Origin of the sequence: Actinomadura sp. HBU206391, from assembly GCF_014323665.1 — a bacterium.
GTDB lineage: Bacteria > Actinomycetota > Actinomycetes > Streptosporangiales > Streptosporangiaceae > Actinomadura_C.
The window spans coordinates 1-21830 of record NZ_JABVEB010000057.1 but is presented as its reverse complement, the minus strand read 5'-3'; the positions used below and the strand labels follow the sequence as shown (position 1 = coordinate 21830).

The window sequence follows — 21830 nt, the reverse complement described above, 5'->3', positions numbered from 1 at the left end:
CAGGGGGCCTCAGGGGGCAGGGTGCCCGGAATACCACTGGTGGCGGTGGGCGGGCATGGGTACAGTGGCGCCATGCCACACCGCTAGGGCTCGATCCCTCGCCTCTACCTGGTCACCCGGGCCGATCTTCCACCGGCCACGCGCGTCTGCCAGGTCGCGCACGCGGCGCTCGACTTCGCGGTCGCCCATCCCGGTCTCGTCGGCGACTGGCATCTGGCCTCCAACACCCTGGTCGTCCTCACGGCACGGGATGAACTCTCGCTGGGCCGGCTGTGCGACGACGCCGCCGACCGCAGACTCCACGTCGTGCGCTTCCATGAACCGGACCTCTGCGGCGCGCTGACGGCCGCCGCGTTCGAACCGGCCGCCCACCGGCTGGTCTCTCGTCTCCCACTCGCCTTCGCACGCGGGGAGGAGGTGAGAAAATGACCAGTCACGCCGACGCGACCACCCTGCGCTCGCAGATCGTCGAGCTCATGGCCGAACGGGACGCCCTGCGGGCCCAGCTCGAAGGGGACCTGCCGGCGGCCACCCGGTGGCTGCAGAGCAAGGTCTGGCGGCAGGCCGCCGCACTCGACCGGCTGAACCGCCGTGTCGTCAGTCAGCGGTTCGTCCTGCGAACGCTCGACCGGTTCGGCCGATCCCTGACCCTGACGGAGTACCGGACCGCCAGGGCCGCGATCGCCGACCCGCGGTTGCGGGATCGGATCGACGATCCGGACGCCGCCTGACGATGTGCGCTGAGAGGGTGGCGACCAGCCAGGCGTCACCGGCACCATGGGGTGAGCGGCAGGCGCCGCCGGTCACCCCCCGCGCCTCAGGGGCCCGATGGCAGGGCAGCCGCCTCTAAAGCGGCCGGTAACGGGTTCGATTCCCGTCTGAGGCACCGCATCCCCCTACGTTGAGTTGCGGTGTGTCGTTGGTACGCGGCTCGCGGCACCAACGACACGCCGCAAGTCAACGAGAAGGGGGCCGGCTCGTCCAGGTCAGGGGGAGCGACTCTACGCCGTAGATGCCCTCGACGCCGGCGAGCACGGGGGAGCCGTCGAGAGTCAGATCGGGCATCCTCGGAGCCAGGAACGTCAGCGCCTCCTCCAACTCGGCGCGGGCCAGATTGGCGCCGAGGCAGTAGTGGGCGCCGGCGCCGAACGTCAGCAGGCGGCCGTCGCGCTCGGCGGAGATGTCGAAGCGGTCGCCGGCACCGGTGCCGGACCCGCGATTGGCCCGTTCGGCACAGATGGCGACGATCGAGCCGGCCGGGAACACCACGCCGCGGAGTTCGACCTGCTCGACGCAGATCCGGGCCGTGAACGGGGTGATCGGCTCATACCGCAGCACCTCGTCGACGGCCCGTCCGACCAGCCCGGGATCATCGGCCAGCAGCGCCCACTGCGCGGGATGCTCGGCGAAGAGCCGCAGGGCGTGCGAGAGCTGGGCCTGGGTCGTCTCCACCCCGCCGGTGAGCACGTTCAGTACGAGGTCGACGCACTCGGCGTGCGACAGCCGGTCACCGTCGTCCTCGGCGGCGAGCAGCGTGCTCAGCAGATCGTCCGATGGATCGGCCTTCCGCTTGCCGAGCAGTGCCTCGACGTAGTCGTACACCTCTGTGACGGCGCGCTCGATTCGCGCGCGGTCGGTCGACAGCGACCGGATGTCGAACTGCCTCTGCACCCAGTTCGACCACTCGTGCAGCTTGGGCGCGTCCTCGAGCGGAGCGCCGAGGACCGCCGCGATGGTGAGCGAGGAGTACGGCTTGGCCACCGCCGTGACGAACTCGCACGAGTTCGCGGTCTCGTTCCAGAGGCCGTGGAGGAACTCGCGCATCAACGGCCGCCACGGGTCGGCCGCGCGGGGTGTGAAGGCGGGGCCGACCAGCGCGCGCAACCGGCGATGACGATCGCCGCTCTGGTTGAGGATGTTGGCGTCGATCTGGTCCCACAGCGGTCCGGAGGTGATGCCGAAGAGCTCGGCGAGTTCGCGGCCGGGGAACGCCGTCGCCCGGGACCGTAGGAAGAACTCGCCCGCCTCGCGGTCCAGCACGACGTACGACAGCGGGCTCTGCGCGAGCCAGCCGTGCTCGGCCACCTCGGCGAGCCTGCGGTGATAGATCTCGGCGGTGAGGTCGGCCGCGGAGTAGTCGAAGCCCGGGAGTTCCAGGTCTGTCACGATCGGCACGGGACCTCCAAGGCGCAACGCCTCAGCGCGAGAGACCACCCCGGCGATGACCCCATCGATCTGAGACCGTCACTTCGCACCGTACCGGCGCAGATCCACCCTGCATACCGGCCGGTAGGCCGCGATGCCGGCGCGGAGTGCTCGACGTACTTTCCGGTCGTCAATGACGCGGCGGCGGGTGACCGCGTTCGCCGGCGGTGCACTGGGTCTTTAGGCCCTGCCCGAATTGCCCGAAGGGTACTAGGTTTGGTGTGCTGTGTGATCAACTTCGCCCATACGTACGGGGTGGGTCACCGCCGCACTAGCGTGACAGGAGCGGCTTTGTTCGTCAGTGGCTCGGCCTCGGAGATGCCTTCGTCGGCGCGTGCCATCCGGGTTCTGCTGTACGCCGCCGCGGGTCTGACGGCGATGGTGGCGCTGCAGGCGTGGATCATCGTGGGCGGTGTGTACGGCTTCGGCGTGGCGATGGTGTTCGCGGCACCCGCCGTCGCCTGTGCGGTGGCGGCGCGGCGGATGTCACGGCCGGGTCAGTGGCTGTGGTGGGCGGTACTGGCGCTCGAGCTGTTCTACCTGCTGTGGCAGCTGGGACGGCTGCCCGGCGGCGATCCGTTCGCGCTGCTGGGGCTGGCCTTTCCGGTCGCGATCCTGGTTCTGATCGTTCGCCCCCGTACTCGCGAGTGGCTCGCGCCGGTGGGCTGGCGGGAGCTGCCCGGCGAGTTGCGGGCGGGCGCGATCGCTCTGCGTGGCCGGATGCGTCGTGACCGGGGCGAGGGAACCGTCAGCTATCTGGCGATAGTGCTGGCGATCGCCACCGTCGTGGGCGTACTGGCGACCTCGTCCGTACCGGTCAGTGTGGCCGGGGGCATCGAGTCCGCGTTGTGCAGGGTGGGCGGGGCCTCCTGTGACCCGCCGCCCTCGGCCGGGCCCGCAGCGCGACCCGTTCCGAGCGCGGCGGGCCGGCCGTCGGGGCCGACCACGGGATCGGTGCCTGAGGGATCGGTGCCTGAGGGATCGGTGCCTGAGGGATCGGTGCCCGAAGGACCGGCGCCCGAAGGACCGGCGCCGAGCGCGGTGGTCCGGCAGCCCGAGCAGGTTCTGGAGCCACCGCCTTCGGGCGTCGCGAACACCCCGGTTCCCCAGTGGACGCAGAAGGAACAGTTCTCAATCTCCGCGCCGCGGGACGATCAGAAGTTCATTCCCTCGGAGGACTATGACGCGCCGTTGTCCTGCTGGGACTGGTTGCAGGGCACCTGTGATCTGGGTCAGGGCATCTGGATAGGCGGGGTCGACGCTCTGTACGGTGCCCGCGACGCCGCGAACATGCTGACCTGCTCGGCCTACATCGGCTGTGGGGCCGCACGATTCGGCGAGACGTGGGACGGGTGGCGGCGACTCGTCACCAGCAATCCGATCGACACCGTCAAGTCCGCCTGGGATGACGCCACCAAGGACATCGTGAACGACTGGACGCGGGACCAGCCGTGGCGGTCGGTAGGCCGCACCGCCCCGGCCGTTCTCAGCACCATCTTCGGCGGTAAGGGCCTCAACCGGCTCAAGAATCTGCCCGGAAGGCGCTCCGTTCCGGTCGTACCGGTGCTTCCGCCGACGGCGGCCGCGGACGCTCTGGCGCAGGCGCGGCACTGGTTGCTCAACGGCATTCCCGGCGCGTCGGAGCAGGCCGCACGCAGGGCGGCCGATCTGCTGGCCAAGGCGAAAGAGGGTTATCCGGCAGGGAGCCCTGAGCTTCGCCAGATAGAGAACGACGCCACGCAGGCGGATCGCATTGCCAGGCTCGCGGTCGAGCTCGACTCCATCGGCGCACTGAAACCTTCCCAGACCGAGCTCCTTCGGCGGTACGGCGTCAACCTGGAAATTCTCAAGCCTGGCGACCCTAAATGGGACTCAATTCCGCACACCCAGTATGACGCCGATCGTAATACGCTCGTGGTCAGACAGGAATATGGCTGGCGGTCCGAGAGCGAGGACTTTCGCAGCTTCGTCAAGCAAGAACTGCCTGAGCTCGTTAAGAAACGGGCACTTCTCAGGCAGACGGTCACTGACTGGGATGGGCTTCGAGCATGGCAGGACGGTGCAGTGAAGTTTTCTTCCGATCAGGACTACCAGAAGTGGGTCAACGAGCACCTGACCCCACAGGCCGATAGGCTCAGTACAAGGCAGAAGCAGGCGCTGGACAACTACCGCTACGATTCCGAGTACAAGCCGATCAATGATCACCTGCGCGGGATGGGAGGTATAACCCGCGCACGGGAGAACGACATCGCGAACATAGATGCGGCGATGAAGAGGTCCACGATCCCCAGTGACATCATCGTCACCCGGCAGGTAGGGGTTGACGCTTTCGACCGCCCGGTGAGCCAGTTGGAGAACACCGTTCAGCAGGAGAACGGTTTCATTTCGGTCACCACGCTGAAGAACCCGGCGCTCTATCTGCACATGATGAGGAACCCGGTTGACAAGGCCCAGCTTTATCTCCGGGCTCCTTCGGGCACACATGGGGTGCACTTGAGCGGAATACCGAACCGTGAGGGAGCGGTCGAGCACGGTACGGATATCGAGCTCGTGCTCGATCGGGGGCAGAAGTACCGTATCGATAAGGTCATAAACGAAGATGGTCAGTGGAAGCTCTTCGGTACGATCATCCCGTGACGGGCTCCTGTGCGCCTCGGGAGGTGAACGTGGAACCTGCGGACGAGGGATCGGCCTCGATGCGGCATGATCCGGTGTTCGAGACGGTCTGGGCGCCGCCCGGATGGGCATGGACGACGGACGGTCCTGTGCGTTACGTCACCGTCACGCTGTCGGGCGCACCGCTCGGCCAGCCCTGGGCCGCATGCGCCGACGACGCGGCAGGCTTCATCCCGGGCGGCTCGTCCGGTGCCCTCGGAAAGAACGCCACCGTTCGCTGGGTCGCCCGACTGCGCGAGGCGAAGGCGCGAGGTCTCAGCCCTCTCGGAGCGCTACGTGAGTGGGCCGGCCGCGACGAAGATGCTGAATCCGGGTTCGTGCCCGAGGGCATCGAGCTCACTGCGGGCAACCTCGCCGACCTGACAGAGCTTGCGGCGAACCTATAGCGATCCGCCACACGCTCGAGGCCTGCTGATCCGATTTACCAGGCCGCCGTGTTCCGGAGGAGTCGACAGAGTTGGCCGCGATATGGGGTGGGTTGGACCACGGTCATACTAAGTATCCATATGATTACTGTTAGTAATGGCCGCTATCGCTTCCGGGAGGAGCCTGTGACCATTCCCCAGGCGACCACGTCCCGCACGGCACGCAGGTCGGTCTACCTGCGGCGGCTCGCGGGCGCCGCGCGATGCCTGACCACGCCGCTGCTGCCCGATGACTATCTCGGGCTGTGCAACCCGCTCTGGTCGGCGAGCGAGCTGCGTGGCCGGGTCGAGGCCGTACGCCCGGAGACCGCGGACGCGGCGACGATCATGATCCGCCCCGGGCTCAACTGGGTTCGCCACAAACCGGGGCAATGGGTCCGGATCGGTGTGGACATCGAGGGACGACGCCACTGGCGCACGTACTCACTGTCGTCGGAGCCGGAGCGGCCCGACGGCCGCATCACGATCACCGTCAAGGCCGTCGCCGGCGGGCTGGTCTCCCGCCACCTCCTGCGGCACACCGCACCGGGCACCATCGTCGGGCTGGCCCGGCCGGACGGGGCGTTCGTGCTTCCCGAGCCGACGCCGTCGAAGCTGCTGTTCCTGACGGCCGGCAGCGGCATCACGCCGGTGATGGCGATGCTGCGCAGCCTGACCGCCGAGCGTCGCACCGTGCCCGACCTGCTCCTTGTGCACTCGGCGCCCACCCCCGGCGACGTCATCTTCGGCGAGGAGCTGCGGGGCATGGCGGCCGCGAACCCGAACCTGCGGCTGGTCGAACGGTACACGCGGCTCGAAGGACGCTTCAGTCCGGCGGACCTGCCCGGTCTGTGCCCGGACTGGTCGGAGCGTTCCGTCTGGGCCTGCGGGCCGGCCGGGATGCTCGACGAGATCATGGCGCATTGGGCGGGGTCGGCCGGTCGCCTGCACGTCGAGCACTTCCGCCCGGAGGCGCCGGCGAACGGGGGCGAGGGCGGACGGATCCGGTTCACGACGAGCGATCGGGAGGCCGAGGCCGACGGCGCCACACCGTTGCTGGTCGTGGGCGAGGAAGCCGGCGTGCTCATGCCTAGCGGGTGTCGCATGGGCATCTGCTTCAGCTGCGTGGGGCGGCTCTCCTCGGGCCGGGTACGGGACCTTCGCACCGGTCAGGTCCACGGTGAGCCGGGCGATCTCGTGCAGACCTGCGTGTCGGCGGCCGCCGGCCCCGTCGAAATCGAGCTGTGAGGGAGCATGACCATGTCGGGGAGTGCACGCCTCAGCGAGGCCGAGGCAGAGCGGTTCGGCCGGGAGCTGGACGAGATGCGGGACGAGGTGATCGCGAGCCTCGGTGAGAAGGACGCGAACTACATCCGCGGCGTCATCGCGACGCAGCGCAGGCTGGAGCTTGCGGGCCGGGCGCTGCTCTTCGCGTCATGGCTGCCGCCGGCCTGGGTCGCCGGCACCACCTCGCTCGCCGTCGCGAAGATCCTCGAGAACATGGAGATCGGCCACAATGTCCTGCACGGACAGTGGGACTGGATGCGCGACCCGAAGATCCATTCGACGACGTGGGAATGGGACCACGCCTCCCCGGCGGCGCAGTGGAAGCACTCGCACAACGTCGTGCACCACACCTGGACGAACGTGCTGGGCAAGGATCGCGACATCGGCTACTCCGCGATGCGGATCAGTCCGGAGCAGCGCTGGTATCCGATCTACCTCCTGCAGCCGTTCTACAACACGCTGCTCGCGCTCTTCTTCGAGTACGGCATCGCGGTCTACGACGCGGAACTCGAGCGCGTACCGACCGGCGACAAGGACCTGAAGGAGGCCTTGGCCCAGCTACGCGCCATCGCGGGCAAGGTACGGCGGCAGGTCGTCAAGGACTACGTCGCCTTCCCGCTGCTCGCCGGTCCCGGCTTCCTGCCCGCCCTGCTCGGAAACCTCACCGCGAACCTGGCCCGCAACGTGTGGGCGCACACCATCATCATCTGCGGGCACTTCCCCGAGGACGCCGAGGTCTTCACCGAGGACGAGCTCGACGGCGAGACCAGGGGGGAATGGTACGTCCGCCAGCTGCTGGGCTCGTGCAACATCGACGGCGGCCGGTTCCTCCACCTCATGAGCGGAAACCTCAGCCACCAGATCGAGCATCACCTGTTCCCCGATCTGCCGAGCAACCGCTACGGCGAGATCGCGCCCCGGGTACGAGCCCTGTGCGAGCGCTTCGGGCTCCCCTACAACTCCGGACCGCTCGCCCGGCAGGCCGGCTCGGCGTGGAAGCGGGTTCTGCGACTGGCCTTCCCCGGCCCGGGGCGACCCGGGCCGCAGGAGGCCGCGCAAGGGCAGGGACGGCTCAAGGCGGTCGGCTGAGGCCCCGGAGCGGCCGGCCGTGTCACCCGGCCGAGGGCGGTTGCGCCCTCGCGCTCGGCACCCGGCGTACGCCTTGCGCCGACTTCGTCGTCGTGGACGGCTGCTCGTTGATCGCCGTGGTCAGGGTGGCGTGGACGGTCAGGCTTCTGCGCAGGCCTGTGATCTGCAGGAGCTTCACCACCTGGGAACGCGGTGCCACCAGGCTGACCCGGGTTCCGAGGAGCCGCGCGCGGCGTTGCGTGCCGATCAGCAGGGCCAGGCCGGAGGCGTCGCAGAAGGTCACGCCCGAGAGGTCGATGATGAGCCGCCGGGGGGAACGGGCGCGTGATCCGAGCGCGTCGTTGAGCCGTTCGCGCAGAGCCGGCGTCGTCGCGATGTCGATCTCTCCGCGAAGTGCGACGACCTTGTGGTCCATGCGACCGGCGAACTTCGATCCGGACGGGCCGGTACGGGTGTCGCGAGCTGGGATGGGGTTCATCGTGAATCTCCAGAGTCGAGCGCGCGGCCGGACATGCCGTCGCGCGGACGTGGCGAGGCCTGACGGCGGCGTACCGGCCGCTCGTGGCATGGCCTTTCGCGATGCGCGGCCCGGCCGGCGCTTGAGCGGCCGAGCGGGTGATCGAGGCGGACTCGTGGCATGGATTCGGCCTGCGGATCATCGGGCCGGGTAGCGGTCGGAACCGCTGGGGCGGCGGCGGACTGGTACGGCGTCATGTTCGCCGGGCCTGTCTCGGCCCCTGGGCACAGGGCCGTGGTGGTGAAGCTCCGGGGGCGACGCCGACTCGATTGTCAGCGTACGAGAACTCCGCGGTAAGACCACCCTACCCCGCCCGGCCGGATCGGTGCCCGTGATCGCGGGCGTGGACCTCAGACCCTGCCCGCGCGGGGGCACCGATGGCTGGGTTCATCGATGGCCGGGTTCTCTGATGGCGGGTTCATTGATGGCGGGTTCATTGATAGCGGAGCAGGAGGCGGCGGACCGCCTGTTCGGCTCGGCCCTGGGTGGCGAGTTCGCCCATCTGGGTCTCGGCGCCGAGTTCGCCGAGCACCCGATCGATGGTGATCCCGCGTTCGAACAGTCTGATGATCTTCGGGCCGATATAGGATGCCCGCGCCACCGAGGGGGTGTTCCCCAGGTAATCGGCGACCTCGGAGACCACCCGGGCCACCGCGCGGCGGCGGGCGTTGTCCGAGCCGTTGAGGGTCTTGGCCGAGACGGCGAGCCCGACGGCCGCGAGCACCGTGGCATGCCAGGTCCGGAAGTCCTTGGCGGTGAAGTCGCCATCCGCCAGCTCGCGTATGTAGTCGTTGATGTCCCCGCTGCGGACACTGTGCCAGTCCGGCCCGTCCCGGTAGGCGAGAAGCTCCTGACCGACGTGGCGACGCCGCTTGAGCCCGGCGACGACCTTGCAGACCGACTCCTCGGCCACCGCCTGGACGCGCTGCTTGGCGCCCTTGGCGAGGTAGTCGAACCGGATCTCCGCGCCCGAGCAGTGCACGTGCTCACGAAGCACGGTGGCCAGACCGTAGGTTCCGTTCTGCGCGGCGTACTCCTCACCGCCCGCTCTGAACAGGCCCAGGTCCAGCAGTCGGACGGCGGCGGCCAGCACTCTCTCGCGCCTGAAGCCCCGTCCGGCCAGGTTCTCCGTCACCCGTTCCCTGACCCGGGGCAGGGCCGCCGCGAAGTCCAGCATCCGGTCGTGTTTCTCCCGGTCACGCCACTCGCGCCACATGTCGTGGTACCGGTACTGCCGGCGGCCGGCGTCATCGGTGCCGACCGCCTGGAGATGGCCGTCCTCGGAAGCGCAGATCCACACCTCGGTCCAGGCCGGCGGGATCACCAGAGCCTTGATGCGAGCGAGCTCGGTCGCGTCCCGAAGCGGGCTGCCGTCCGACTTGAGGTACTGGAAGCCGCGGCCGCGCCGGCGTCTCCGGAAACCGGGCTCTTCGGGATCGCTGCGCCGCAGACCCGGAACGTCCGGGAACTCAGTCGCGTCGGTGGCCGGCATGGTCACGTTCCTGCCCAGCGGTGCTGGGAAGATTCCCGGGAACGGCGGCTCGCAGGGCATAACGCCCCGGGAAGGCCGGTGCGAACCTCGGGACGGGGCCCGGTCAGCGCGTCTCGTGTGCGTCTTCGTGGTAGGTGAACAGGTTGAGCAGGCCTTCGATGCGGTGGTCGGCCTCGGCCGGGTGCCGGAAACGCCGCGTGGAGTCGATGGTGTAGTGGTTGCGGCGGCCGACACGGACGCGGGTCAGGTAACCGGCCTGTTCGAGATCGGTGACGATGGCCTGGGCCGCCCGCTCGGTGATCCCGGCGCGGGCCGCCATGTCGCGCAGCCGTATCCGCGGGTCGCGCGCGATCTCCAGGAGTACACGGGCGTGGTTGGTCAAAAAGGTCCAGCGTCGAACCGCATGGTCCTGATCGAGACTGCTCATCGTCATGCTCGTCCGATCTCGATACCCCCGGGCGGGTGCCGGCCGGGTCCTAGGATCACCTTATGACGAAATCGAATTCCGGTATTTCTTGACGGGTGATGGCGCCGCGCGCATGATCGGAGGATGCGGCGGAAGCACCGCGCCGGCACGGCTCGCGATGACAGTGACGGGGCTCGCGGTGGCCGCGCTCGGCGCGTACGGCTCAGGCGGAGGCGGGGGCGGACGGGCATGTTGTACGAGGACGGGAATCTGCGCATCACGCAGGCTCCCCGGCCTGAGCTGTTGCTGGTGCGTGGGGAGATCGACGTCACCAACAGCGCCGCCGTGGCGCAAGTGCTCGCCGACGTCCAGGGCCGATTCGGCCGGGTGCTCGTCGACACCAGCGAACTGAGGTTCGTCGACGTGTCCGGCTGGCGGGTGCTGACCGCGCCGCACATCGAGCCGCCGGACCGAAGGCCGCAGCTGACCACCATCGCGCCCTGCCTGCAGCGCATGACCCGGCTGATGGACGACCTCGGGCCTTACTGACCGGCACCGGACTGACCTGGCACCGGACTGACCGGCACCGGTGGTCGGCCTGGGGGCGCGTGCCGCGTACGGCGGGCGCGACGGCCTGCTCAGGGATTGAGCGCCAGGTACAGCCGGATGCTGGTGCCCCGCGGCGTGGTGTGGGTGCGGATCAGATCGGCGATGTGGTTGACCAGCAGCAGACCGCGTCCGCCGTCGATGCCGAGACCGGCCGGCCTGCGACCGGCCAGCGGATCGGCGAGATGGCCCGCGTCGCTGACCTCGCACACCAGGTGCTCGTCATCCGCCCAAATGCGCAGGGTTCCGCTGTCGCCACCGTGCACGATCGAGTTGGCGGCGAGTTCGTTGACGGCGAGTTCGAGGTCGGCGAGCCGGTCACCGGCCAGGCCCAGCCGGGCGCCGTGGTGCAGCGCGAAGCAGCGCGCCTGGGCCAGGCCGCCGTCGTCGAAGGTCAGCACGGCCGCGGACGCCGGTTCGGGATGCGGCCGGTTCCAGGTCTGGAGGATGCTCTCGGGGGCGAACGCGGCGCTGGCCCGCTCGCCCTTGTGGTCGATGAGGACCGGATGGGTGGCCGCCGCGTCTTCGAGCACGTCGCTGGAGAGGTGCTCGGCATCGTAGGGGCACAGAATGCTCGCCGAGTGGCCGGCGAAGGCCAGGTTGATGAGCGCCTCGTGCTGTACGCAGGCCGGGTATTCGGTCTCCGACCGGCCCGCCCAGATGGGCTCGCCGATGATCCGCACGCGGCGTCCGGGGTGGGCGTCGGCGAAGGAGCGCAGGATACCCGGGATGATCCAGCCGGGGTTACGGCCGACGACGGTCATGTCGACGAACTTCACATGGTGCGCCGCGGCGCCCAGGTGGTCGCGCAGAAGGCTCAGCCGGGACTCCGGCGCCGCCACCGCGACCGGGTCTCCGGCGGCCAGGCCCTCACGTACGAATGGTGATGTTCCGGCCAGGTAAGCGTCGTCGCCGCGATAGAACAACGCCGGGTGATGAAAAACCCCCGACCCGTTCATCGTTTTCGCACCTTATCCATCCATTCCTGCGCAGAAAAAGCACCTTCAGGATACGACACGACGTCTACGAGGATTGCGCAGGATGTTTCGTGTGAACGGAACGGCCGTCCCCTTCGTGCCGCACCCTGAATGATCATCGACCTGTCCGAACCCGCCTCCAGGACACCGGGGTCTCGCCGTACCGACCCGGCACTCAGCCGCTCTACCCCGCTCATCGCGCTTGAACCGGCGGCCCGCTCGCCCGAGGTCGACCTTTGGTGACGGTCTGGCACGAGTCGACTGCATTCCGTGTTCGGGTGCCATGCGGAGGGCATGACGAGGGGTAAGTGATCGTGACAACCGCGGGAGGGCGGCATGGCGAGGCATGAGGACTCGACGGACGAGCACGACGTGGTCGATCTGCTGATCCGGCAGCATGAGGAGATCCGTCGTCTGTTCGCCGAGGTGATGGTCTGCAAGGGGGAGGAGCGCAGGGAGACCTTCTTCCGGCTCCGGCGGCTGCTGGCCGTGCACGAAACGGCCGAGGAGGAGATCGTCCATCCCAACGCGCGCCGGATCATCAAGGACGGCGACCGGATGGTGAACGAACGGCTGGCCGAGGAGAACCTGTCCAAGCGGATGCTGAGCGAACTCGAGCGTCTCGGCACGGACTCGCCGGAGTTCCCCAGGCGGCTGGAGGAACTGCGCCAGGCCGTGGAGCACCACGCCGAGCGCGAGGAGCGCGAGGAGTTCCCGGAACTGCGCAAGCACAGCAGCCCGGAGCGGTTGCGGGTCATGGCGACGGCCGTGCGCGTGGCGGAGGCGCTCGCGCCGACCCATCCGCACCCCGGGGTCGAGTCGACCGGCGCGAATCTGCTGGCGGGGCCGTTCCTGGCGGTGATGGACCGTACGCGGGACGTGATGCGCAGGGCCGTGAAGCGGCACTGACCCGGTTCGGCGCCCGGGTGGGGATGGTGACCGCGGCGAGGACGCTCCCGATCAGGAGGAGCCCGCTGGCGATGAGCATGGAGATACGGAAACCACTGTCGAAGGTCGTCGGGTCTGGGTGGCCGGCACCGGAGAGTCCGGTGAGCGCGGGAAGGGCGGCGACGCCGAGCAACCCGGCCACCCCGGCCACGGCATTGTTGACTCCGGATGCCAGACCCGCGTGCCGAGCGTCGACCGCCGCGAGCACGGTGGCGGTGAGCGGAGCGACCAGCAGCGCCAGCCCCAGGCCCAGGACGATCACTGCGGGGGCGACGTCGCCGACGTAGGCGGCGTGTTCCCCGATGCGGAGCATCAGCAGCAGCCCGGCCGCGCAGACCAGCGGCCCGGCGGTCATGGGCAGGCGTGGCCCGGTGCGCTCGGCGAGCCGCCCGCCCCGAGCTGACAGCAGCAGCACCACGACGGTGACCGGCAGAAGCGCGGCGCCCGCTGCCGGCGGCGAGAACCCGGCCACGATCTGCAGGTGCACGACGAGCAGGAAGAAGACGCCGCCGAACGCGACGTACACCGCGAAGGTGACGGCGTTGGCGGAGCGGAACCGGGCCGAGCGGAAGATCGACAGCGGAAGCATCGGATGTCTGCTCCGCGCCTCGACCAGCAGGAAGCCGGCCAGGCAGACGGCTCCCGCGATGCCGACGGGCGCCGTGGCGGCGAGACCGTGCACCGGGGCGGCGATGATCGTGTACGTGATGCCGGCCAGGCCCAGCACACCGAGCGTCGCGCCCACGATGTCGATCCGGCCGGCGGAGGTCGTGCCTCGGGTCTCGGGAACGTGCCTCTGGGCGACCAGCACGACGACGAGCGCCAGTGGCGCATTGATGAGGAAGACCCAACGCCACGACGCAACCTCGATGAGCCACCCGCCGGTGAAGGGTCCGATCGCCGCGGCGATCGCTCCGAACCCTGACCAGGCGCCGATCGCACGGGCGCGGTGCTCGGCGGCGAACGTGGCCTGGATCATCGCCAGGCTGCCGGGCAGGAGCAGGGCGCCGCCCATGCCCTGCACGGCTCTGGCCGCGATCAGCCAGCCGGCCGTCGGAGCCAGGCCGCAGAGCACGGACGCCACCGCGAACCAGGCGACGCCCACCACGAACACCCGCCGCCGGCCGTACCGGTCGCCGAGCGCGCCGCCGAGCAGGATCAGCGACGCCAGCGTCAGTGTGTAGGCAGTGATCGTCCACTGCAGCGCCGCGAAGTCGACGTGCAGGCCGGCGCCGATCGACGGCAACGCGACGTTCACCACGGTGGCATCGATCCCGGCCAGTCCCGATCCGAGGACCGACGCGAGAAGCACCCATCGCCCCGCCCCTGATCCGAAGCGCAGGGAGCCATCGGCGGCGACCGAACGAGCCGCCGAATGTCCGGGCGTCATGTACGGCTCATCACCTCAGACGTCGTCGGGTGATCCGTGCCGCCGGAAACCGGTCCGGTCACATGATCTTCCGGGCGGTCGGCGGTCTCTACCGGATGTCGTGCCCGCTAATCGGGGGGAGGCTCAGGATTTCGCCGGATCCGACTTGTCGTCGGTGGCACGGAGGCGGCGCTCTCGCCTGCCCCGGGCCAGTTCGGTCGCCAGCGCGTCCAGGTGCGGAGTCCAGAAGCGCCGGAACCGATCGAGCCACACGTCGATGTCGTGCAGCGGCTCGGCGTTCACCGCGTAGAGGCGCCGGGCGCCCTCCGGCCGTACCGTCGCGAAGCCGTTGTCGCGCAGCACCTTGAGGTGCTGTGACACCGCCGGCTGCGAGATCCTGAACTCCTCCTGGATGACCGCGCATACCGCACCGGAGGTCATCTCGCCGTCTGCCAGCAGCTCGAGGATCCTGCGACGCACCGGTTCTCCGAGGACATCGAATGCGTGCACGTCGTCGAACCTAGCAATAACATGCTTATATAAGCCAATGCCTATATCGGTCAATGTCTATGTCAGGGTGCGTCGGCTCTGGCGTTGGTCAGCCGTCCGGTCAGCCGTAGGCCGTCGCGCGCGTTGAGCGACATCAACGTGAGATTGACCGCACCCGTGATCAGTTCGAGTGCTTGGACGGCGTAGAAGGCGCCGCCGAGCTCCCCGCGCGAGGCCAGCCTGTCGAGGTAGAGCGCGGTCGGGATCAGGATCAGCAACCCGTTCGCGGAGATGAACGGCATCCGGCGCCGCTTGGCCCGGATCCTGGGTTCGGAAGAGGCGCCGGACATCGAGAAGCCGGTCGCCCCTGTGATCGCCAGCGCCGGTACGAGAACGAGGAGTCCCCAGGGAATGGTCTGTTTCACCGTGATGATCAGGCTTTCCGAACCGAATAGTTCGACCGTGACGGTCGAGATCCAGAACGTCAGAATGGTCAGCAGGCCGGCCGTCGCCGCGATCAGGTGAACGCGCTTGAGCGTCACGACCGCCCCCGAGGCGAATCGCTCCTGGTCGCGCCGGTCGTATCGCTCGCGCCGGTCGCGGAATCGGCTTCGAGGTTGTCGATCATGCGGGTGACCAGCTCGAGGCAGCGGGCCGCCTCGTCTTCGGTGAACCCGCGGGTCGCCACCGCGTTCACCTCTTCGGCGGCCTGCACGAGGCTGCTCTCCAGGGCGCGCGTTCGTTCGGTCAGCATGATCAGGGCCCGCCGACGGTCCGCGGGGTCCGGGGTGCGCTCGACCAGCCCGTCCCGCTCCATGCGCTGCAGCGTGTGGGCCATGGTCGACTGGTCGATCCGGACCTGGTCGCAGAGCTGGTTCTGGGTCACTCCCTCTTGCTCGAACAGCGCAAGCAGCTGGGCGAACTGGCCGGGTACGACCCCATAGGGGGCGATCCGGATCCGCAGGGCCTGTGCGAGCAGGCGGCCCAGGTGATTGACCTGGTAGCCCACCGATTCCCGACGTTCCACTGTGACCACCTCACATTTATATGGCTTGCCATAGAAAATACATGGCAAACCATATAAATGTCCAGAGCGTGCGGTCACTCGCGCCGGAGCGCTCGGGTGACGCCCGCGGCGATGGTGGTGGCGAGCAGCCAGCCCACGGCGATCAAGGCGTACGCGAGCCAGCGCTGTCTGTGCTGTGGCTGGTAGGAGCGCTCCTGGCCGAAGTCGATGATCGGCAGCAGGAGGTCGAGGGTGTAGACCAGCGGGTTGAACGCGGGCGGGTCACCGCCCCGCACCGCCGGGGGATGGTCGACGCCGAACGTGACCGTGCCCAGGATCGTCAGGGCGACGAGCCATCCGCCGGCACGCAGCGGACGGTACCCGTACCCGACGGTGAGGTCCTGGAGCCGTCCCCAGATCCGGGCGTACCAGGTCAGCGACTGCCACCGTCGCCGCTGCTTGGCCAGCAGGACGGTGCGGGCGTCGGTCTCGTCGCCGAGCCGCCGGTAGGTGCCGGCGAGCTGTTCGTACACCTGCGGCAGGTACGCCTCGGGACTGCGGCGCAGCCATGCGAGCCGCTGATCGGCGGTGAGTCGCGGATCGAGCGCGTCGTAGCCCAGCCCGTCCAGCCGGAGTTGTGCCGGCCAGGTCGCGGGGTCGTCGCGGACCACCTCGAACCGGGCGTGACGCAGGTCGACCATCCCGTCGATCGGCGCGGCGGTCTGCATGACCAGCTCCCGGGCCTGCACCTGACGGCAGTCGAGGGCGTCGCCGCCGGGGTTGCTCAGCCGGCCGTGCCGCAGATGCAGCGGCCCGCCGATCTGCGCGCGCCTCAGCCGTACGGCCCCCTCTGCCTGAAAACCCTGGCCGAGGAAGAGGACCGTGCCCACGGAGAGCCCGTTGCCGAGCAGCGCGTTCGCGCCCGGATTGCGCAGGTGGGCGCCGGACAGGTCCAGTTCCCGGCCCACGCTGGCATCGCCGAGACTCATCTCTCCCGTGGCGGTGAAGCCGCGCCGTGCCCACAGGTGGGCGCCCACGCTGAGGCTGAAGGCGTTGAGCGCCCGGCCGCCGGGATTGTCGAGCCGGGCGCCGTCCAAGCCGACCATGCCCCCGATCTGAGCGCCCGCGAGCTGGAACTCTCCGGACACGACGATCTCCTGGCACAGCAGGTCGTCATCGACGGTGAGCCGGTTGGCCAGCACCGCCGTACGGCCCGGTTCGTGCAGCCGGGCCCGCTGTATCCGCAGCGCTCCGGCTATGTGCGCGCCGGTGAGCCGGATGCGCCCCGTGCAGTGGCATTCGGCCAGTTCGAGATCGCCGTCGATCGAGGCGAGGGCCGCCTCGAGCCCGGCGAGCCGAGACCCCGTCAGGTCGAACTGCCGGGTACGCGCGCCGTCCAGGTCGATCGGCGTGGAGAACACGCACGAACGCAGTCGTACCGGCCAGACGATCTCAGCGTGGGCCAGCCGCAGCCGGCCGGTCACGCGCGCACCGCTCAGGCGCAACGCCGGAACGTGACCCGGCTCCGGCGGCACGGCGCCGGTGAGCAGCGCGGTGATCACCTCGGCGCGCACTTCGCGGTCGGGACCCCACTGAGCGTCACGTGAGGGATCGCCGGATTCGGGGTCGCCCACGCGCAGGTCGACGTCCTCGCCGCGCGGGAACGCCTTCCACAGCGCCTGTTCGGGCTCGGTGAGATCTTCGGGAGTCACGAAGGTCATCGTGCGCCATGGGACCGCCGTCTGCCAGCCGGGTCCACCACTCCGCCACTCCGCGGGCCGATGCGGCCGGGTGCCTCTACGCCTCGCGTGAAATGATGGTGAATTGGGATTACATCATTACAAGATGGGCCTCTGAGGCGTGGGCTATGAACAGGTGGGCATCATGATCGTGGAATACATCCGGTACCGCGTCCCCGCCGAGCGAGGCGAGGAGTTCGAGGCGGCGTACGCCCGTGCCGCCGTGCCGCTGGCCCGAGCGCCCCAGTGCGTGGAGTACGAGCTGTCCCGCTGCGTGGAGGATCCGGAATGGTACGTCCTGCGCATCGCCTGGACATCCGCACAGGACCACCTCGCGGGTTTCCGCGGCAGCGAGAACTTCCGCGCGTTCTTCGCCGAGATCAAGCCGTACGTCGAGCAGATCGAGGAGATGCGGCACTACGAACGCACGGCGGTCGCCGGCCTCGGAGGCTCGGTGCCCACCCTGTTCGAGTGGGCGGGCGGCGCAGAGACGTTCGAGCGGCTCACCGAGGCGTTCTACCGCAGGGTTCTCGAGGACGACGTGGTCGGGCCGTTGTTCGCGGGCATGGACCACGACCACCCGAAGTACGTGGCGATGTGGCTGGGCGAGGTCTTCGGCGGCCCGGGCCGGTACACCGAGCAGCGCGGCGGCTACCACCACATGCTGGGACAGCATCTCGGCAAGGCCATCAGCGAGCCGCAGCGCCGCCGATGGATGAACCTGCTGCTCGACGCGGCCGACGAGACCGGCCTCCCGGACGATCCGGAGTTCCGGGCGGCGTTCGTCGGCTACATCGAGTGGGGCACCCGCCTGGCCCTCGCCAACTCCCAGCCGGACGCCCGCCCGGTGCAGCAGGCGCCGGTGCCGCGCTGGGGCTGGGGTGTCGCTCCGCCCTACGTCGCAGGCGCGTGACGCCTCGCGCCCTGCGGACGGTCACCACCGGCCCTCCGGGTAGCGTGCGGGTATGGACCTCCACGGGCGTCCCGGCTCGTGACCGGCCGGAATGAGAGAAGATCATGCCTACGCCCACCATGCGAGCGATCAGTCAGGACGCCTTCGGCGGTCCGGAGGTGCTCCATCCGGTCGAGCTCCCGCGACCCGAGCCGCTGCCCACCGAGGTGCTGGTGCGGGTCCACTCGGCCGGAGTGAACCCGGTCGACTGGAAGACGCGGGCCGGCCGCGGCATGGCCGGCGTGCTGGGCGAACCTCCGTTCGTCCTCGGCTGGGACGTGTCGGGCGTCGTGGAAGAGGTCGGCTTCGGCGTGACGGTCCACGAGCCCGGGGACGAGGTGTACGGGATGCCGTGGTTCCCCCGCGCCGCCGGTGCGTACGCCGAGTACGTCACCGCACCGGCCCGGCAGTTCGCCGCCAAGCCCGCCACCGCCGGACATGACCAGGCCGCCGCACTGCCGCTCGCCGCGCTCACCGCATGGCAGGCCCTGGTCGACACCGCCCACCTCCAGCCCGGTCAGCGCGTGCTGATCCACGCGGCCGCGGGCGGCGTCGGCCATCTGGCCGTGCAGTTCGCCAAGCACCTCGGCGCATACGTGATCGGCACCGCGAGCGCCGCCAAGCACGAGTGGCTGCGGGGTCTCGGCGCCGACGAGTTGATCGACTACACGACCACCCGCTTCGAGGAGGCGACCGGGGACGTCGATGTCGTCATCGACCTGGTCGGCGATGTCCACGACGCCACGAGCACCCGGTCGCTGACCGTCCTGAGCCCCGGTGGGCTCGTCGTCGCCGTGCCCTCCGGCGCCTCGCCGGAGCTGTTCCAGCGGGCCGAGACGGCCGGCGTACGAGCCACCTCGTTCCTCGTCGAGCCCGACGGTCCCGCGCTGCGGGGAATCGCCGACCTCATCGACCGGGGCGAGGTCGCCGTCGAGGTCGAGGACGTGCTGCCGCTCGAGCGGGCCGCCGAGGCGCACGAGCGCGGCGAACGGGGCCGTACGCGCGGCAAGCTCGTGCTGAGGGTGACGGCCTGATGCACAGCGGGCTCGTGCTGAGCGCGACGCTGTCCTGCGGCAGGCTCGTGCTGAGCGCGACGCTGTCCTGCGGCAGGCTCGTCCTGAGGGTGACGGCCTGACCCGTACAGCGATGTCATGGGTGCCGGCCGCTCTTGATCAGTTCGGCCGGGCCCCGGCTTCGTACGCGTCGACCAGGTGCTTGGGCGCCGTCAGGCACCAGGCCTCGGTGACCAGCTCGAACAGTTCGTCCGCGTCGATCTTCGCCAGAGACACCACGACCCAGCCGAACCGGCCCGCGGTGAACTGCGGCTCGAAGACATCCGGACGCTCGGCCACCAGCGCGATCTGCTCCTCGATCGTCGACTTGAGGCCTACGGTCTCGGTCTGGTCCCACACATAACCGAAGCCTTTACCGCGGACCTTCAGCGAGACCCAGCTTCCGCCGTCGTTCTGCTCGACCTCGGGGAGTTGACGCAGCATCTCCAGGAACTCTTCGACGCTCACACCCATGGCCCAGATGTACCAGAGCGCTCTGACACTCTCCAGAGCGCGAACCGGCCGGGCATCACGCCCAGCGCCGCCCGCCGGGTCTCGGGCCGGTCACCACAGCTCCAGCGAACGGGTGAGGATGCCCGCGGCGTCGTCCTCGGTCACCGGTTTCGGGCAGGTCGCGAGCAGTCGCTGCTGTTGCATCGTGCCCACCACCAGGTCGGGCACGTCGGCGCTGGTGTAGCCGACGCCGCCCGTCCCGTTCGGGAGCCCGATGTCGCGCATCAGGCTGAGCAGCGCCGCAGGCAGGTACTCGGCCGGATCGCCCGGCCGGTCGAGCGCCGGGTCGAGCAGTTCGGCGGCGCGCGTGTGGCGTTCGGGCTGGGCGTCGAAGGTGAACCGGAACGCCTCGGGCGCGGTGAGCGCGACCGACATGCCGTGCGGCACCATCGGCTCGCCCTCCGGGTAGCCGACGGGGTGGAAGGCCTTGACCTGTCCTGCGATCGGATAGGCGTTGGCGTGCGGGATGTGCACGCCGGCGTTGCCGAAGCCCAGCCCGGCGAAGGTGGCGGCCAGGGCCATGTCGGCGCGGGCACCGGCGTCTTCCCCATCGCGTACGGCGGTGCGGAAGGAGCGTGCGATGAGCGTCAGGGCGCGCTCGGACCACATGTCGGCGACCGGATTGGAACCGCAGTAGGGCACCCGCTGATCGGGCGTCTTGTGCTCATAGGAGGTGTACGGCTTGGCCGTGTAGCTCTCGAGCGCGTGGCACACGATGTCCATCCCGGCCGACGCGGTCACCCCGGCGGGCTGGGTGCGGGTGAGGTCGGGATCGACCACCGCGAGCGTGGGCCGCAGCCGAGGGTGACTGATCCCGGTCTTGACCCTCAGGTCGAGGACGTCGAGCACGCAGACGGTCGTGCTCTCCGCGCCGGTGCCGGTCGTGGTCGGCACGGCCACCAGCGGGTGCAGCGGACGGGCCGGTGCGCGTCCTTCGCCGATCGGAGGGTTGAGGTAGTCGGCCAGGTCGCCGTCGTTGGTGGTGAGCAGGTTGACCGCTTTGGCGGTGTCGATGCTCGATCCGCCGCCGACTGCGACATAGGCGTCCCAGGGGCCGGTCGCCCGAGCGTGGTCGACGGCGTGCCGCAGGCTCGCGTCGGTCGGTTCGACACCTGCGCCGTCGAAGACCGTCGCCTCGATGCCGTACGCCTTCATCTGGCCGGCGATGCGCTGTGGGCAGCCGGTGGCGGCGACACCCGGGTCGGTGATCACCAGCACGCGGTGGACGCCGTACTGCGCGAGATCGAAGCCGATCTCCGCAGACGCGCCGGGGCCGAACTTCAGCAGCGGCGCGCCGTAGGTGAAGATCGATTCAGGGTTGCTCGGAAGGGCTGCCATCAGGTGCTCCCGTCACGCATGGACGGCCTCCGGGGCGCGCTCGGCCGGATGACGACCGCTCGGCGTAGGTCCGGCGGACGACCACGAACTCGGCTTTTCGGCGATGTCAGGGATCTTCACCACCGGTGCCGCGAAATGTCAACGGCGGTCCTACCCCGCCGCCGGTCCCTTCGCCGGCCCCGCCGCCGGCCCCGCCGCCGGCCACGTCGCCGGTCTCGCGAGACATGAGCTCCAGCGCGAACTCGACGTACTGGGCGGCGATCTGCTCGGGCGTGAGCGGCCCCTCCGCGCGATACCAGTTGGGCAGCGCGGTGCACATGGTGACCACCGCCCGCGCCGCCTCGTGCGGGTGTCGGTTGCGGAACCGGCCCGCGGCCACGGCCGACTCGACCTCGTGGTCGACCATCCGCTGCTGGGCGGTGCGCATCTCGGCGATCCGCCGGCGGTTGCCCGGTTCGAGGCTGCGCATCTCGCTGGACCCGACGAAGCCGAGCGCGCTGCGGTGCGTGTGGAACAGGGCGAGATGCTCGATGAGCAGGCCGAACCGCTCGACGGGGCCGCGGCCCTCGTCGCGGGCCGCCCGCGCCCGGGCGAGGAGATCGGTCATCGTGAGGTCGAGCAGCGTCAGCAGCATGAGCTGGTTGCTGGGGCAGTAGTGGTAGATGCCCGAGACCGACAGCGAGCAGCGCCCGGCGATGCCGCGCACCGTCGCGCCGTGGTACCCGAACTCCAGGAACTCGGCCAGCGCCGCCGGCAGGACGGGGT

General features: G+C 69.5%; 22 protein-coding genes and 1 pseudogene. 9 read left to right on the top strand and 14 right to left on the bottom strand.

Translation table 11 applies throughout. The annotated features are described in order from the left end of the window. Positions 1 to 9: 9 nt before the first annotated feature. Positions 10 to 318 carry a hypothetical protein gene (locus tag HKK72_RS41095; RefSeq protein WP_187235676.1) on the bottom strand — a complete coding sequence of 103 codons (309 nt, stop codon included), beginning with the start codon at positions 316 to 318 and terminating at the stop codon, positions 10 to 12. A gap of 107 nt (positions 319 to 425) precedes the next feature. On the opposite strand from HKK72_RS41095, the gene HKK72_RS18730 reads away from it, so the two are divergent. After that, positions 426 to 731, top strand: a complete 306-nt coding sequence (locus HKK72_RS18730; protein WP_187235675.1) for a hypothetical protein — start codon at positions 426 to 428, stop codon at positions 729 to 731. 226 nt (positions 732 to 957) lie between these two features. Here the strand turns inward: HKK72_RS18730 and HKK72_RS18725 are convergent, their stop codons facing one another. Beyond that, on the bottom strand, positions 958 to 2175 hold the full coding sequence (locus HKK72_RS18725) for a cytochrome P450 (protein WP_187235674.1): 1218 nt from the start codon (positions 2173 to 2175) through the stop codon (positions 958 to 960). A gap of 258 nt (positions 2176 to 2433) precedes the next feature. On the opposite strand from HKK72_RS18725, the gene HKK72_RS42225 reads away from it, so the two are divergent. The 4 genes from HKK72_RS42225 to HKK72_RS18705 all read left to right on the top strand — a co-directional run bounded on the left by HKK72_RS42225 (position 2434) and on the right by HKK72_RS18705 (position 7661). Further along, on the top strand, positions 2434 to 4842 hold the full coding sequence (locus HKK72_RS42225; protein WP_187235673.1) for an ADP-ribosyltransferase: 2409 nt from the start codon (positions 2434 to 2436) through the stop codon (positions 4840 to 4842). Positions 4843 to 4871: 29 nt separating this feature from the next. Next, a complete protein-coding gene (locus HKK72_RS18715) occupies positions 4872 to 5267 on the top strand; it encodes a hypothetical protein (RefSeq protein ID WP_187235672.1) in 396 nt (131 codons plus the stop codon). A 165-nt stretch (positions 5268 to 5432) separates the two neighbouring features. Continuing rightward, on the top strand, positions 5433 to 6533 hold the full coding sequence (locus tag HKK72_RS18710; protein WP_315987328.1) for a ferredoxin reductase: 1101 nt from the start codon (positions 5433 to 5435) through the stop codon (positions 6531 to 6533). A gap of 12 nt (positions 6534 to 6545) precedes the next feature. Further along, positions 6546 to 7661, top strand: a complete 1116-nt coding sequence (locus HKK72_RS18705) for a fatty acid desaturase family protein (RefSeq protein WP_187235670.1) — start codon at positions 6546 to 6548, stop codon at positions 7659 to 7661. A gap of 22 nt (positions 7662 to 7683) precedes the next feature. Here the strand turns inward: HKK72_RS18705 and HKK72_RS18700 are convergent, their stop codons facing one another. The 3 genes from HKK72_RS18700 to HKK72_RS18690 all read right to left on the bottom strand — a co-directional run bounded on the left by HKK72_RS18700 (position 7684) and on the right by HKK72_RS18690 (position 10097). Then, positions 7684 to 8139 carry an STAS domain-containing protein gene (locus HKK72_RS18700; protein WP_187235669.1) on the bottom strand — a complete coding sequence of 152 codons (456 nt, stop codon included), beginning with the start codon at positions 8137 to 8139 and terminating at the stop codon, positions 7684 to 7686. 472 nt (positions 8140 to 8611) lie between these two features. Then, complete coding sequence (locus HKK72_RS18695) at positions 8612 to 9670, bottom strand: DNA topoisomerase IB (RefSeq protein WP_187235668.1); 1059 nt, start codon at positions 9668 to 9670, stop codon at positions 8612 to 8614. A gap of 103 nt (positions 9671 to 9773) precedes the next feature. Further along, complete coding sequence (locus HKK72_RS18690) at positions 9774 to 10097, bottom strand: helix-turn-helix transcriptional regulator (protein ID WP_222720871.1); 324 nt, start codon at positions 10095 to 10097, stop codon at positions 9774 to 9776. Between the two features lie 228 nt (positions 10098 to 10325). Between HKK72_RS18690 and HKK72_RS18685 the strand changes: the two genes are divergently transcribed. Continuing rightward, positions 10326 to 10625, top strand: coding sequence for a hypothetical protein (locus HKK72_RS18685; RefSeq protein ID WP_187235666.1), 300 nt, complete (start codon positions 10326 to 10328; stop codon positions 10623 to 10625). A gap of 89 nt (positions 10626 to 10714) precedes the next feature. Here the strand turns inward: HKK72_RS18685 and HKK72_RS18680 are convergent, their stop codons facing one another. Then, positions 10715 to 11641 (bottom strand): anti-sigma factor RsbA family regulatory protein, encoded by a 927-nt coding sequence (locus HKK72_RS18680; RefSeq protein ID WP_187235665.1) that lies wholly within the window; start codon positions 11639 to 11641, stop codon positions 10715 to 10717. Between the two features lie 354 nt (positions 11642 to 11995). On the opposite strand from HKK72_RS18680, the pseudogene HKK72_RS39935 reads away from it, so the two are divergent. Further along, positions 11996 to 12370, top strand: a pseudogene (locus HKK72_RS39935) (hemerythrin domain-containing protein); the annotation flags it as partial. 43 nt (positions 12371 to 12413) lie between these two features. Here the strand turns inward: HKK72_RS39935 and HKK72_RS18675 are convergent. The 5 genes from HKK72_RS18675 to HKK72_RS41085 all read right to left on the bottom strand — a co-directional run bounded on the left by HKK72_RS18675 (position 12414) and on the right by HKK72_RS41085 (position 17183). Beyond that, positions 12414 to 13997 carry an MFS transporter gene (locus HKK72_RS18675; protein ID WP_187235664.1) on the bottom strand — a complete coding sequence of 528 codons (1584 nt, stop codon included), beginning with the start codon at positions 13995 to 13997 and terminating at the stop codon, positions 12414 to 12416. Positions 13998 to 14120: 123 nt separating this feature from the next. Beyond that, on the bottom strand, positions 14121 to 14486 hold the full coding sequence (locus HKK72_RS18670; protein WP_187235663.1) for an ArsR/SmtB family transcription factor: 366 nt from the start codon (positions 14484 to 14486) through the stop codon (positions 14121 to 14123). Between the two features lie 62 nt (positions 14487 to 14548). After that, positions 14549 to 15007, bottom strand: a complete 459-nt coding sequence (locus tag HKK72_RS18665) for a hypothetical protein (RefSeq protein WP_187235662.1) — start codon at positions 15005 to 15007, stop codon at positions 14549 to 14551. Then, entirely contained in the window at positions 15004 to 15492 is a 489-nt protein-coding gene (locus HKK72_RS18660; protein ID WP_315987327.1) for a MarR family winged helix-turn-helix transcriptional regulator, read from the bottom strand. Before HKK72_RS18660 ends, HKK72_RS18665 begins: the two co-directional genes overlap by 4 nt. Before the next feature lie 74 nt (positions 15493 to 15566). Then, positions 15567 to 17183 carry a hypothetical protein gene (locus tag HKK72_RS41085; RefSeq protein WP_187235661.1) on the bottom strand — a complete coding sequence of 539 codons (1617 nt, stop codon included), beginning with the start codon at positions 17181 to 17183 and terminating at the stop codon, positions 15567 to 15569. 172 nt (positions 17184 to 17355) lie between these two features. On the opposite strand from HKK72_RS41085, the gene HKK72_RS18650 reads away from it, so the two are divergent. Further along, entirely contained in the window at positions 17356 to 18123 is a 768-nt protein-coding gene (locus tag HKK72_RS18650) for a group II truncated hemoglobin (protein WP_187235660.1), read from the top strand. Positions 18124 to 18227: 104 nt separating this feature from the next. After that, complete coding sequence (locus tag HKK72_RS18645; RefSeq protein WP_261986956.1) at positions 18228 to 19196, top strand: NADP-dependent oxidoreductase; 969 nt, start codon at positions 18228 to 18230, stop codon at positions 19194 to 19196. A 138-nt stretch (positions 19197 to 19334) separates the two neighbouring features. Here HKK72_RS18645 and HKK72_RS18640 read toward each other — a convergent pair whose 3' ends face one another. From HKK72_RS18640 to HKK72_RS18630, 3 genes are all read right to left on the bottom strand, one after another. Continuing rightward, positions 19335 to 19688 carry an MmcQ/YjbR family DNA-binding protein gene (locus tag HKK72_RS18640; protein ID WP_187235659.1) on the bottom strand — a complete coding sequence of 118 codons (354 nt, stop codon included), beginning with the start codon at positions 19686 to 19688 and terminating at the stop codon, positions 19335 to 19337. A gap of 90 nt (positions 19689 to 19778) precedes the next feature. Next, a complete protein-coding gene (locus HKK72_RS18635) occupies positions 19779 to 21065 on the bottom strand; it encodes a hydroxyacid-oxoacid transhydrogenase (RefSeq protein ID WP_187235658.1) in 1287 nt (428 codons plus the stop codon). 106 nt (positions 21066 to 21171) lie between these two features. Then, on the bottom strand, positions 21172 to 21830 hold a 659-nt coding region (locus HKK72_RS18630; protein WP_187235657.1), incomplete at its 5' end, for a TetR/AcrR family transcriptional regulator.

Bases quoted from the DNA above. Each gene is read 5' to 3' on its own strand.
- HKK72_RS41095 (WP_187235676.1), bottom strand. From the start codon at position 318: ATGGAAGCGCACGACGTGGAGTCTGCGGTCGGCGGCGTCGTCGCACAG.
- HKK72_RS18730 (WP_187235675.1), top strand. From the start codon at position 426: ATGACCAGTCACGCCGACGCGACCACCCTGCGCTCGCAGATCGTCGAG.
- HKK72_RS18705 (WP_187235670.1), top strand. From the start codon at position 6,546: ATGTCGGGGAGTGCACGCCTCAGCGAGGCCGAGGCAGAGCGGTTCGGC.
- HKK72_RS18700 (WP_187235669.1), bottom strand. From the start codon at position 8,139: ATGAACCCCATCCCAGCTCGCGACACCCGTACCGGCCCGTCCGGATCG.
- HKK72_RS18695 (WP_187235668.1), bottom strand. From the start codon at position 9,670: ATGCCGGCCACCGACGCGACTGAGTTCCCGGACGTTCCGGGTCTGCGG.
- HKK72_RS18690 (WP_222720871.1), bottom strand. From the start codon at position 10,097: ATGAGCAGTCTCGATCAGGACCATGCGGTTCGACGCTGGACCTTTTTG.
- HKK72_RS18685 (WP_187235666.1), top strand. From the start codon at position 10,326: ATGTTGTACGAGGACGGGAATCTGCGCATCACGCAGGCTCCCCGGCCT.
- HKK72_RS18680 (WP_187235665.1), bottom strand. From the start codon at position 11,641: ATGAACGGGTCGGGGGTTTTTCATCACCCGGCGTTGTTCTATCGCGGC.
- HKK72_RS18675 (WP_187235664.1), bottom strand. From the start codon at position 13,997: ATGACGCCCGGACATTCGGCGGCTCGTTCGGTCGCCGCCGATGGCTCC.
- HKK72_RS18650 (WP_187235660.1), top strand. From the start codon at position 17,356: ATGATCGTGGAATACATCCGGTACCGCGTCCCCGCCGAGCGAGGCGAG.
- HKK72_RS18645 (WP_261986956.1), top strand. From the start codon at position 18,228: ATGCCTACGCCCACCATGCGAGCGATCAGTCAGGACGCCTTCGGCGGT.
- HKK72_RS18640 (WP_187235659.1), bottom strand. From the start codon at position 19,688: ATGGGTGTGAGCGTCGAAGAGTTCCTGGAGATGCTGCGTCAACTCCCC.
- HKK72_RS18635 (WP_187235658.1), bottom strand. From the start codon at position 21,065: ATGGCAGCCCTTCCGAGCAACCCTGAATCGATCTTCACCTACGGCGCG.